Source organism: Flammeovirga sp. SubArs3 (assembly GCF_947387565.1).
Taxonomy (GTDB): domain Bacteria; phylum Bacteroidota; class Bacteroidia; order Cytophagales; family Flammeovirgaceae; genus Flammeovirga; species Flammeovirga agarivorans.
In genome coordinates this window covers 2,501-15,399 of record NZ_CANDOA010000009.1, presented here as the reverse complement: position 1 = coordinate 15,399, position 12,899 = coordinate 2,501, and the positions used below count along the sequence as shown (strand labels likewise).

Here is a 12,899-nt window from a genome sequence, read left to right as displayed (position 1 = left end):
TCAATACTCCAGAAACTCTCTAAGAGTTACAGTATTATCATTAACCATAAAGTACCTGGCTAATCATTTTCGTATTAGTCAGGTGGATAATTTTTTTATGAAAAGGCTACTTTTTTTTATTTCTTCAATCAGCCTTGTTATTACTTCATGTCAACTTCAAATTGAAAACCCAATAACAAAGGCTAGTGTTAGCTTACAAGCTACCGGTTTTAAAATGGCGAAACCTATTAAAGGAGCCATTCATCATAATTTAGATAATGTTGATTCTGTTTTTATAGGAGTTCAATCGTTACAATTACAAATTAATGATTCTATTATCGTTTTAGATCAGCATCCAACATGCTATTTGGATCTTTTGAATTTCCACTTTACTGATACCTTATTATGGAGTAATGAGACAGTTCCATATGGATATTTGGGAGAGAATATATTACTACAAATAAACCAAAATGATCAAAATGATTTCGTCGTAGAAGCGGATGGAAAACATAAGAGTTTAGAATTACATGGTAACCACTTCACCTTTCGATTATTAACTGAAAGTCAACTGGATTATGGAGACAAGTATATCATAAAACTAGATATGATGAACAGTGTACAAATGGAAGAGATCTCTGATGTATCTTATTATTTATTTCAAGGACAAAGAGGAATTCCTGCTTCAGGTACTGCCCGAATCATTAAAACTGAGGATTACAACGAATATTCAAGACGAAACCGGCAACAATAAAACCTATTTTCAATCACCTAGACTTCTTTTCAATAATGCTTAACAAAATTCATCTTTTCATTCTTCTGTTGTTCTGGGGAATTACCTCGGTAATGGCAGATAATGTAGTAACAACCGTTCAGGAACTATCTAGTTATCCAACGGATCATGACTTTTATAACTTTGCCAAAGTAGATAGTATCGAGTATTCTTTAAGTACTCCTTACCATACTTTGCATACTCATATAGATAACCTTGATGAAGATAATTATCACCCTGGAGTGGCAGCAATGGCGTTTCCCAAGTATAATTTAACCTTTAAACAACGGAAACAACTGGCCATTGAACTTAAATTGATTTTCTTTCAAAAAGGGATCTTTATTGATAATGAAGATATCCCCTTAACGAAGAATTATATCGATAAAAAATCAAATACGAATAGATATTTTGTTAGTAAGAATCTCCCCAATATTTACCTAGAGAAGCAGGAAAATGGAGAATGGATGTATTCGATCTATTCTACCCAAAGAATCCATACTTTATTTAGAGAGTTATATCCTTCTCTAACCAGTAACTTGGTGCTTTTTGCTTCAAAACCGAAGCAATCATCTTCAAAGTTTTTAGGAGTGAAACTGTGGCAATGGGCATCTTTAGCGGTATTAATTATCTCTAGTTATTTGTTTTATTACTTTGGAGTATGGTTGACAAATAAGTTTTTAAAAGACTTTTTGGCGAAGATCAATCAAGAAAACTTAGGGAAGCTGATTGTATTAAAGTTGAGAAACCCGATAGCTATGATCATGATTATGGTGATATGGTACTATATGGTTCCTTTTATTTTACTTTCCGAACAAGTGACTTACGTTGCCATGAATATCATAAAGCTTATTTCGAGCTTTTATGTTATCATATTGCTCTTCTACATTGCAGATATTTTCGTAGTTCGAATTCAATACTTTTCACATAAATCAAGTAAAGTAGACAAGAACTTAATTCCGGTGATAAGGGTTTGTTTTCGTATCACTTTTATAGTCATCGGTATATTGTTTGGGTTATCCGTTTTCGGAATAGACGTTTCTAGGTTAATTACCGGTATTTCTTTTGGTGGTGTAGCTTTAGCTTTTGCAGCCCAAGATACGGTAAAAAACTTCTTTGGTTCACTTATGATTTTTGCTGATAAACCTTTTGTCGTAGGAGATTGGGTAAATATCAAAGGACAGGAAGGTATCGTAGAAGAAATTGGCTTTAGAACGACAAGGATCCGTACTTTTCAAGATTCATTATTGAATATTCCTAATGGAACAGTAGTGAACACAGATGTAGATAACTTTGGAAAAAGAGAATATAGACGTTATAAAACATACTTGTCTTTACCTTACAATACCACTCCAGACAAGATCGAGGAATTTATTAAAGTAGTTAAGGATATTATTAAGCAACACCCTAGAACTAGAAAAGACTTTTACGAAGTGCATATGAACGAATTTTCAGCGAGTTCATTAGATGTATTATTGTATGTTTTCTTTAGTGTAAAGGACTGGTCAGAAGAATTAAATGCAAGAGAAAAACTGATTCTTTCCATTCTTAGAAAGGCAAAAGAAATAGGTGTTGATTTTGCTTTCCCAACACAAACATTATACATGAAAAGAGACGACTAACTGATATGTGCGTTCTTATTTTTCTGAAATATAGCTTTTTAGTTCTCCATCATGAATTGAAAAGCTTTTTTGTGAAATAAAATTAAATCATTCGATTGAATAGTTTTTATATTTATCTTTGAGATTACTGTAATGCTATGAATCTATACTATGAAAAAATTAACATGCTTATTCTGTTTGGTGTTTTTTGTGATAGTGAAGACATCAGCTCAAAGTAAGAAAAGGGACTTTAAATATTCTATTTTAGGTGGACCAGCTTATTCTCCAGACTATGGTTTATTAGTTGGAGGAACTATGTTATGTACTTTTAGAACTAGTAAAACCATCCAGCAACGGTCTGTTGTTCCGTTAAGTTTTACCATTTTAGAAGAAGGGCATGATGTTATTATTAAACCTCAGTTATACTTTGCAAAAGGAAAAATAAGAGTATTCTCTAATTGGCAATACCTCAATAAGTTCAATCACTTTTATGGAATTGGATACGAAGAAAATATTTCAATAAAAAGAGGAGACCATACAACAAGGTTCTTTCAGAATTCAGTAATTATAAGAAACGATATACTTTTTCGGATCAATAAGACACCGTTCTTTTTAGGACCATCTATCGATTATACTAATCGAATACTTACACATGTATCAAAGGGGGTGAGAGAAGATTTAAGCTACATCGAACAAGGAGGTACTGATAAAGGAGCCGTTTTTAATAATGTAGGAATAGGTGTACGGCTTTCTTACGATACTAGAGATATTCCATCTAATGCTTGGTCAGGAATTTATTTTGACTTTTCAATGCGGGTATATGATAAGGCATTGTCAAGTTCTAGTGATTGGGATTACATCAAGTTAGAATACAGACAATACAAAAAATTACCAAGATTAGGAGAAAGAAAGGTATTAGCTTGGACTGCTTACATGAGAACAGCATCAGGGAATATACCATTTACAGAACTATCAACAATAGGTTCTCCATTTGATCTAAGAGGATATTATAAGGGACAATTCAGAGATAAAACTTCAGCTTATGTGATGGTTGAATTTCGATCTATGGTCAATTCTTCATCAAAGTTTCTCTCAAAGTTTGGCTATGCAGTATGGAGTGGTGTAGGAACCATTGGTCCCGATATTTTTACTCCCAAAGGAGTACTTCCAAACATTGGTTTAGGTTTACGTTTTGAAGTACAACCTCGAATGAATTTTAGAATTGATATTGGACATGACCCTATTCAAAACCAGCAGCTTATATATTTTAATATGACAGAAGCATTTTAATGGAGATGTTTTTAGTATTCATATTTTTATCTAATTTTATCATGTTAATAATCAACTAAGCAAACGTTTTTTTCAATCTATGAAATTTATTTACCTACAATTGGTGTGGCTAGGACTACTATTTTTTTCATTAATAAGTAATGCCCAAGAATCTGAGCATATGACAGAAGCCTTTCAAAAAATGAAAGGAGATGTGGTGATTCAATATAGAAAAGTGTTTGATCATGATATTTCAAATTTAAAGAAGAATGATCCCAATTTTACATCAGAAAGAGTAGTTTACTTCAACCGAAAAAAGTTGGTCAGCAAGCTTACTTATGTAAATCCCAAATCAGCTTACTTAGAAAGTTTAACTTATGTCGACTTTAAAAGAGAGCAAGTATATTACCTGAAAAAGTATAGGCAAACCAAATCAGGAGCAGGCTACTATCAGAGTTTTTCAGAAGACGAAAAATTAAAACCTGCAACTTTAATAGAAGGAGAGTCAAAAGAAATAGCTGGATATAATTGCAAGAAGTATGAAGTAATCATTAAAGGTGAAAAGAAATACTTGTATACAACCGAAAAATTTGGTTTAAAGAATGTCCAGAATTTTGATATTGATGGAATAGAGTTCTTTATGGAATTGCCTAAATACTCTAAAAGATATGGTCATTATAAATTAGTGGCAGAGAAAGTTATCTTCACGAATTTGGACAATACAGCCTATAACATCGAGGATTATTATGTTATTTCTAAAGAGGAGTTTAAAAAGAAAGAACAAGAATCAAAGGATAGAGCAGCTCAGATAAAAGATAAGGCTAAGAACGATTTCTTAGGAAATAAGGCCCCAGATATTCGTTGCTCTACAACGGATTTTGATAAAGTGAAGACCAAAGATTATCGAGGTAAAGTGATTGTTTATAACTTTTGGTTTTCGACTTGTAAGTCTTGTATTATGGAGGTACCGAAGTTAAACGAACTTTATAATAAGTATAAGGACAACTCTGATGTTATCTTTTTAGCACTTTCACTTGATCCCGCTTATAAAATTGAAAAGTTCAATCGGAAGTATAATTTCCAATATCCTCAAGTGGAAGAGGCAAGAGAGTTGGCACATAAATTTGAAGTAGCACTTTATCCAACAAATATTGTTATTGATAAGGATGGTAATTATATCAATTATACAATTGGATATAAAAAAGACATTGTAGATAGACTATCCTATAGTATCGATAAAGCTTTAGCAAAAGAATATATTCCGCCTGTTGAAGATGAAAAATCGGACAAGAATAAAGGAAAGAAGAAAAAGAAATCATTATAAAAAAACACCTTATCGTATAGTTAATATCTATGCGATAAGGTGTTTTTCCTTAAGCTTATCCTTTATTGAAAAGGTATTATTCTAAATGTAGGATAGCTTAGTTTTTATCTTTGTTTCCACCAAGGTGAATAGCAGTACCTAGAGAAAGAGTTGATATTTTTTGGCTGCTAGAAAGGTTAAGTGCTTCCCACTCCATACGGATCTCGAAAGTTTTACCTAAAAGAACGCCTGCACCTACACCCCACATAAATGAAGTATCTTTATAGCTTACCATTTCGCCACCAGTAATTTGGTCTTCATATTTTCCAAAGAATGCACCAGCTTTAGCAAAACCGAAAACAGGTCCAATATGGATAGTACCTTTTAATGCAGCATCCCAACCAGTGATATTGCTATCGTAAGCATAACCACCTTCGTTACCTTGTACAGTACCTACGCTACGGTAACCACCTTCTAATCCTAAGAATCTATTTCCAATACCACCATATACTTTCCAGCTACCAGTGTTATCGTTTACTTTAAAGTTATCTCCTTCGATGCTTTTTAGGTTATGATTGATGAATGAGTTACCTCCTGAGGCACCTACGTAAAATTGAGCTTGTGACGATGCCGTGATACATAACAGGGCAAACAAAGTCAGTAATAAACTTTTTTTCATTTGATTATTTGATAAATTGATTATTTTTAAATTACATCTGAGCTTATTAACGTGATGATTATCAGTATTTTTGTTTATAATTTGTTTATGTTTTTTCAAAATCTGATTATATGGTGTTAGAAAGTGCTTACCATCAAAAACAAGAAGCACTAAGTCAAGAGAGATCCCAGATGTAACCTTCTAATAAAATCAACTTCAGTATTGGAGAAGAGTCGAAAAAATAATTCCTCTTAATTAAAGCCTGCATTATCTAAATAACTATAAATAAGCCTATTTGCTAATAGAGAATTACTTAAATTTAAACATTTAAAAATTGACAGTAATATTGAATGGAAAAGAAAGAACTATTAGCCAAAAAGTTATTAGCATGGAATATTAAACATTTAATTTCTTCCTCAAAAATTACCAAATATGATATTGCTATATCCTTCGCACCAGAATTTACGATAAAGGTGAATGGAAGAGAGTACGAAGTAAATTATGAATCTTACCTTAATTACCTTCTAGGTTTTAAATCAACAATAGATTCTATTAATTACAATGTACAAGAATATGTCTGTAATAAAGATAATGTAGTGATAGTGATGGATCCTGCAATTACGAGGCTAGATGGTTCTGAAGATCATTTTTCAACAATGCTAATGTTGAAATTTAATGAAGAAGATAAAATTACGAATTGGCAAGAGGTGTATGTAAAGAAATAATAGTACTTCAATACCTTGAAAGACAAGAGATGAATATAGGTTTATAAATTTATTCTATATCAGTATAGATATTATCACTTTGACTTATTTTGAGATGCCTATTAAGTTTGTGTCATCAAAAAGGAAATAAAACAATAATTTTATAATCTCATATTATCATATGTCACAAATCGGAAAACAAATCGTAGACTTCAAAGTACAATCATTCCAAAACAACGGATTCGAAGAAGTAACTAAAGCAGACGTTTTAGGTAAATGGTCAGTATTCTTCTTCTACCCAGCAGATTTTACTTTCGTATGTCCTACTGAGCTTGAAGATTTAGCCAACTTATACGAAGAATTCAAAGCTACAGGTACAGAAGTATATTCAGTATCAACAGATACGCATTTCGTACACAAAGCATGGCATGACACTTCAGAGACTATCAAGAAAATCAACTACCCAATGTTAGCAGATCCAACAGGAGTGTTATCAAGAGGTTTTGATGTAATGATCGAAGAAGATGGTATGGCAGAAAGAGGTACTTTCATCGTTAACCCAGAAGGCGAGATCGTATCTTACGAAGTAGTAGCAGGTAACGTAGGTCGTAATGCTGAAGAGTTACTAAGAAAATTAAAAGCTTTACAATTTGTAGCTGCTAACCCATCTGAGGTTTGTCCTGCAAAATGGAAAGAAGGTAATGAGACATTAAAGCCTAGTATTGATTTAGTAGGTTTAATCTAATCATCAGAATATATCCATAAGAATAATAGCCATTGTAGTTTTATTACTGCAATGGCTTTATTCTTTACTGGCGGATGTTACTTTTATAAGGTATATAAGCTTTTCTTATAAGAAAAAATGATTGATTATAGTTTTTTATTATAGTGTTATAAAAACAATCAATTTTACAAATATAGAAAGTCGCCGTATGTTTGTATCGTAATCAATCAGAAAGAAAACTTTTAAACTAAACATACATTATGTCACAAATCGGAAAACAAATCGTAGACTTCAAAGTACAATCATTCCAAAACAACGGATTCGAAGAAGTAACTAAATCAGACGTTTTAGGTAAATGGTCAGTATTCTTCTTCTACCCAGCAGATTTTACTTTTGTATGTCCTACTGAGCTTGAAGATTTAGCGAACTTATACGAGGAGTTCAAAGCAACTGGAACAGAAGTATTTTCAGTATCAACAGATACACATTTCGTACACAAAGCATGGCATGACACTTCAGAGACCATCAAGAAAATCAACTACCCAATGTTAGCAGATCCAACAGGAGTGTTATCAAGAGGTTTTGATGTAATGATCGAAGAAGATGGTATGGCAGAAAGAGGTACTTTCATCGTTAACCCAGAAGGTGAGATCGTATCTTACGAAGTAGTAGCAGGTAACGTAGGTCGTAATGCTGAAGAGTTACTAAGAAAATTAAAAGCTTTACAATTTGTAGCTGCTAACCCATCTGAGGTATGTCCTGCAAAATGGAAAGAAGGTAACGAAACATTAAAGCCTAGTATAGATCTAGTAGGTTTAATCTAATATCAAATAGCTTTTCTAATTAATGGAAAAGTACTTTTAATTTACACTCACTCTGATAAATATATAGAAAGCCATCGTGTGTGGTGGCTTTCACTTCCTAACCCCCATTTGAAAAAAGAAACCATCATGTTAGAACAAGCATTAAAAAGTCAAGTAACAGCCCTTTTTGGTAACCTAAAAAGTGAATATACATTAAAGGTAGAGGTAGCAGAAGATCATTCAAGTAAAAATGATTTGGTAACTCTTTTAGAAGATGTTGCTTCAACTTCGGATAAAGTCACTTTAGATGTTCAGAATGGTGAAGGATTATCATTACGAATAGTAAAAGATAACCAACCGTCGAATATTGTTTTTAGAGCAGTACCAACAGGTCATGAGTTTACAACACTTTTAATGGCTGTTTTAAATTTAGAAGGTCTTGGTAAAAATCTTCCTGATGATGGTGTTACAGCCAAAATCAAAAGTATTAGTGAAAAAGTAGTCATCAATAGTTACATCTCTCTGACTTGTACGAACTGCCCAGAAGTAGTTCAGGCACTTAATGTGATGGCTATCTTAAACCCAAATATTGAGCACAATATTATTGATGGTGGTATTAATAAGGAAGAAGTTGAAAAATTAGGTATCCAAGCTGTACCAACTGTATTGGCTAATGGTGAGCAATTTCATGTAGGAAGAGCATCATTAGGAGAATTATTAGCAAAATTAGAATCAACAGTAGAAACGAAAGTTGATCCAGCACATGTTATCGAAAAAGAATACGATGTTGTAGTTGTAGGTGGTGGACCCGCAGGTGTAGCTTCGGCAGTATACTCTGCGAGAAAAGGATTTAAAGTAGCAGTAGTTGCAGGTGTAATTGGTGGTCAAGTAAAAGAAACAGTGGGTATCGAAAACATGATTTCAATTACAAAAACGACTGGAGCTGAATTAACTGCCAACCTTTATAGTCATCTTAAAGATTACTCTATCGATATTCTTGAAAACCGTATGGTTGAAAATGTTGAAGTGGTAGATGGTTATAAAAAAGTAACAACTTCTATGGGTGAAGTCTTCACTACTCCTTCTTTAATTATCGCTACAGGTGCAAGTTGGAGAAAATTGGGTGTTCCTGGTGAGACGGAATATATCGGTTCAGGTGTTGCTTTCTGTACTCACTGTGATGCTCCTTATTTTAAAAATAAGAAAGTAGTTGTAGTTGGTGGAGGTAATTCAGGCTTAGAAGCTGCCATTGATTTATCTGCGATTGCTTCAGAAGTAACAGTTTTAGAGTTTATGGATACTTTAAAAGGTGATCAAGTATTACAAGATAAAGTAAATGCTCTACCAAATGTTACTGTAGTGAAAAATGCAGCTACTTCAGAAGTAATTGGTGATGGAAAACAAGTAACGGCACTTCAATATAAAGACAGAGCTACAGAAGAAATTAAATCAATTAAAACAGATGGTGTTTTTGTACAAATTGGTTTAAAAGCAAATAGTGATGTTTTCAAAGAGATTGTAAAGACAAATAGAATGGGTGAAATCGAGATTGATGCTCACTGTAGAACAAATCAACCAGGTATTTATGCTGCCGGTGATGTATCTATTGTTCCTTACAAACAAATTGTAATTGCAATGGGAGAAGGCTCTAAAGCGGCACTTTCATCTTTTGAAGATAGTATAAAGAACTTACAGACTGTAAATGCTCAAGAATTGGAACTGGCATAAGCAGACAAAATTAGGTTAGATGAATATATAAAAAGGCTGTTGCATTAAATATGTAACAGCCTTTTCTCATATAATACTAAGCACAATAAGTATTAATCAATTTGGAGCATCCTTTTATTACAAATTAATATTATAGATCTTTGGCACCGTACGGATTTATCATCTCTAAAATATACTCATGTACAAAATTCAAAGAATAGATCAGGACCACGCTATCTTGGTAACTGAAGATGAAAGTATTCCTTTATTGAACCATGCTGGAGACCCAATTTTATCCACACCTGAAGAAGTGACTAAAATGTTGATGGATGACTTCAATGAAAGTGATATGTACGATGAAGAAGGACATTTCATTCCGCAAAGAAGTTATATCTATTGTAATTTAAGCTCACTGACTGCACTTAAATTAGAGGATGAAGATGAATTAGAATATGATATATCTGAAGTGATACAATGGGATAGGGCATTCAGATTAAATGCAAGTAATACAGAAGAGGCAAAGGCAATTACCGAACTGAAAGCGTATTTAGGAGATGCTTATATTAATTTACCCTTGGCAGAAGACCAGGATATGGAGAATCTTGCTGAAGGAGATAAAATTCCTCAAGCAACTATTGAACAAGTAGAATCATTAATGAAACCTTTTAAATTGAAAGAGATCATGGCATTGGACATGCTCAACGAACACTTTCAATTTACTAGTGTATCTTTAGTGATAATGTGGATTGCTCAGAAGATCGAAACAGAAAAGTTTGTACATTCCATGTTGTTATTATCGGGACACTATGATGCTGAAAATGGAATGGAAGTATTTAAAAGTTTAGATTGGGTAGAAGTATTAATATCCAAAATGAACAGATTTAATGAATACTTACAATCTAAAGATATATAAAACAAAAAGATCGAAGTGATATCGCTTCGACCTTTTTGTTTATTAAAATCTATCTTTATTCGTCATATCCCATAAAATGTCCACCGGCATCAAAAATTATTTCAACTCCGTTCGATACTTTAACTTCTTGAGATACGCCATTGTCTTCCCATTCGACTACATAATTTCCTGGAAAAGTATTTTCAACATATTCAGTAATATTTTCCTCTAAACAACTAGGAGGAATAGGCTGATTATTTAATGCTTCGATCTTATCAATATCTCCCTGACTATTAAATTCTAATTCATACCCAGAATCCAAAGTAACTTCATATCCATCGTCATCAATTTCTGATGAAGTGATTTGAGCATCTGGAAAATGCATTTCTATATAATTATAGATGTTATCTGGAAGATTGGCAGGGTTCACCTCCTGAGCAGTATCACAACCTATAAATAATGATGATATTAAGCAGGTGAATAAAAAGATAAATAAAGTTTTTTTCATGATTTTGTTTTTTCTAATGTAGCACATTGACTATGAAGAATACGTGGTTGTGATCATTGTTAGATTAACTATTTTACGTTTCTTAACTACTTATTTAATAGATATTTGTGAATAAAATTAAGGGTATAATAATTTGATTAAAAGGTGGTGAATAGTGTCTAAAATGGGAGAGTCTATGTTATTTTTTTCACGTATTATTTTATGTTATCTAAAAAAAAATAACATAAATTGAGTACATCTATCTACTTTCACCCTTTACTGGTTAAAGAATCTACACGACACTATTTAAATATGAACTACTCACACTTATTCATCTTTTTGCTATTTGCTTTTTCGTCTCTTGGTGCAAAAAATTCAAAACTTTCATTGTCATACATATGGGATCGAAACAATTCAATTCAAATCAGTACTATCGACGAGGTACCTTTTAATGACGTTCCAGGTCATCAGATTAATTTAAGTTATAGTCCAACTCCGGTATGGATCAAGGCTGAAATAGAATCAGATGAGGTGCGAAGAGAATTTCTAAAATTTAATAAGACACTTGTTGATAGTCTTACTTTCTATCATTATGATGCAAATAATCAACTTGTATCACAGCTTGGTGGAGTGAAAGTAGACAATTCGGAAACAAATGCTTCTGGTTTTTACTTTCCCATAACATTGCACAAAGGCTCTAATGTATTTTATTTCAGAGCAAAAAATAACTACAGTCATATCTATGGAATCACTTTGGTGGATCATATCGAAATAGAAAAGACTGAATTCATTCAAATAACAAAGTATGGAATCCTTTTAGGTATTTTCATTGTCATGGTATTATATAATGTATTCCTATCAGTGAATTTAAAAGATTCGATTTATGGGTATTATGCATTACATGCCTTCTTTGTATTACTTGGTGCCTTATCATTGGAAGGTTTCTTTACGCTAAAGTATCTAAATATACCAGCAGTACTTCTACCACATATCATTGCTGTCAGCGTTTGTACAGTTAGTGTAATTTCATGTGTTTTCTGTATCAAATTCTTGAAATTGAAACAGACCAGTAAGTTATACTATATGATAATGAGAACGGTAATGATAGTAGATATCGTCATTTTTGTTTTTGTTTGTACACTTCAAGCCATTGGTTTTGATATCACTTATAAGTTCCTAACGATAATGACAACTGTATACTGCTTCTTTGCCTTAGCAACTGGTGTTAAGTCAGTGCAACAAGGTAATTCGGTGGCAAAGTTCTATTTACTAGGATGGACAGTTTACTTTTTAGGTATCATTAGTCAGGCCCTTATCTTCTACGGAATCTTAGTTCAAAATATCGTAACTCAGAATTTCTATTTATTTGCTATCGTAACAGAAGTCTTGCTAATGTCTTTTGCTCTTGCAGATCGATATAGACAAATTAAAATAGAGAAGAAGAAGCTTTCACAAACATTGGCGACGAAACAAGACGATTTAGATGTAGTCATTTTAGACAATAAGAGAAGACATACGGTACATCAGAATGTAATGCTACAATTAAAAGAGATCTTGAATAACAAAGAAAATATAGAGAAGGAGGTAAGGTCGATGGTTATGGATCTTTCTCATCAAAATATCTCCGATGAGAAACAACTTCATTTCCAAGATAACATTAGCGAAGTGGATACTTTCTTTATTAAGAAGCTTAAAACAATGCATCCAAATCTTACTCCAGCTGAATTAGAAATTTGTTCTTTATTAAAATTGAATTATTCAACAAAAGAAATTGCAAGTTTTAGAAGTACTTCAGAAGGTGCGGTAAAAGTGAATAAATCTAGGATTAAGAAGAAATTAGGACTAGAAACAACATTAAATGACTACATAATCACAGTGTAGTAACACCTTGTAAAGGCAATGTAACTTATTGTAACCTCCCATTTCCTTGCAATTAGGGAGGTTTTTAGTTCCTTTGAAACATGAATTAATCACAACAGTAAATCAAAAGTGATTCATCATAAGAT

At 32.6% G+C, this 12,899-nt stretch carries 12 protein-coding genes; 10 read left to right on the top strand and 2 right to left on the bottom strand.

Annotated elements, in window-relative coordinates; genetic code table 11:
• Positions 1-97 precede the first annotated feature (97 nt).
• The 4 genes from QL232_RS21350 (at position 98) to QL232_RS21335 (ending at position 4,939) form a co-directional block, all read left to right on the top strand.
• Complete coding sequence (locus tag QL232_RS21350; RefSeq protein WP_281615690.1) at positions 98-730, top strand: hypothetical protein; 633 nt, start codon at positions 98-100, stop codon at positions 728-730.
• Positions 731-765: 35 nt separating this feature from the next.
• Positions 766-2,367: a mechanosensitive ion channel family protein gene (locus tag QL232_RS21345; RefSeq protein ID WP_281615689.1), complete on the top strand. Its 1,602-nt coding sequence runs from the start codon at positions 766-768 to the stop codon at positions 2,365-2,367.
• A 150-nt stretch (positions 2,368-2,517) separates the two neighbouring features.
• Complete coding sequence (locus QL232_RS21340) at positions 2,518-3,636, top strand: BamA/TamA family outer membrane protein (protein WP_281615688.1); 1,119 nt, start codon at positions 2,518-2,520, stop codon at positions 3,634-3,636.
• Between the two features lie 79 nt (positions 3,637-3,715).
• Positions 3,716-4,939: a TlpA disulfide reductase family protein gene (locus QL232_RS21335; protein WP_281615687.1), complete on the top strand. Its 1,224-nt coding sequence runs from the start codon at positions 3,716-3,718 to the stop codon at positions 4,937-4,939.
• Between the two features lie 97 nt (positions 4,940-5,036).
• Here the strand turns inward: QL232_RS21335 and QL232_RS21330 are convergent, their stop codons facing one another.
• Positions 5,037-5,597, bottom strand: coding sequence for an outer membrane beta-barrel protein (locus tag QL232_RS21330; RefSeq protein WP_168885111.1), 561 nt, complete (start codon positions 5,595-5,597; stop codon positions 5,037-5,039).
• A gap of 329 nt (positions 5,598-5,926) precedes the next feature.
• Here QL232_RS21330 and QL232_RS21325 point away from each other — a divergent pair, with 329 nt between their 5' ends.
• The 5 genes from QL232_RS21325 to QL232_RS21305 all read left to right on the top strand — a co-directional run bounded on the left by QL232_RS21325 (position 5,927) and on the right by QL232_RS21305 (position 10,427).
• The gene (locus QL232_RS21325) at positions 5,927-6,301 is read left to right on the top strand and encodes a hypothetical protein (protein ID WP_168885110.1); all 375 of its coding nucleotides are present in this window, start codon (positions 5,927-5,929) and stop codon (positions 6,299-6,301) included.
• A 160-nt stretch (positions 6,302-6,461) separates the two neighbouring features.
• Positions 6,462-7,025 carry an alkyl hydroperoxide reductase subunit C gene (ahpC, locus tag QL232_RS21320; RefSeq protein WP_281615686.1) on the top strand — a complete coding sequence of 188 codons (564 nt, stop codon included), beginning with the start codon at positions 6,462-6,464 and terminating at the stop codon, positions 7,023-7,025.
• 239 nt (positions 7,026-7,264) lie between these two features.
• Positions 7,265-7,828, top strand: coding sequence for an alkyl hydroperoxide reductase subunit C (gene ahpC, locus QL232_RS21315; RefSeq protein ID WP_168885109.1), 564 nt, complete (start codon positions 7,265-7,267; stop codon positions 7,826-7,828).
• 126 nt (positions 7,829-7,954) lie between these two features.
• On the top strand, positions 7,955-9,535 hold the full coding sequence (gene ahpF, locus QL232_RS21310) for an alkyl hydroperoxide reductase subunit F (protein WP_281615685.1): 1,581 nt from the start codon (positions 7,955-7,957) through the stop codon (positions 9,533-9,535).
• A 178-nt stretch (positions 9,536-9,713) separates the two neighbouring features.
• Positions 9,714-10,427: a hypothetical protein gene (locus QL232_RS21305; protein ID WP_281615684.1), complete on the top strand. Its 714-nt coding sequence runs from the start codon at positions 9,714-9,716 to the stop codon at positions 10,425-10,427.
• Between the two features lie 55 nt (positions 10,428-10,482).
• On the opposite strand, the gene QL232_RS21300 is transcribed toward QL232_RS21305, so the two are convergent.
• Positions 10,483-10,914, bottom strand: a complete 432-nt coding sequence (locus QL232_RS21300; RefSeq protein ID WP_281615683.1) for a PepSY-like domain-containing protein — start codon at positions 10,912-10,914, stop codon at positions 10,483-10,485.
• Positions 10,915-11,205: 291 nt separating this feature from the next.
• Here QL232_RS21300 and QL232_RS21295 point away from each other — a divergent pair, with 291 nt between their 5' ends.
• Positions 11,206-12,774 (top strand): 7TM diverse intracellular signaling domain-containing protein, encoded by a 1,569-nt coding sequence (locus QL232_RS21295; RefSeq protein ID WP_168885105.1) that lies wholly within the window; start codon positions 11,206-11,208, stop codon positions 12,772-12,774.
• Positions 12,775-12,899 lie beyond the last annotated feature (125 nt).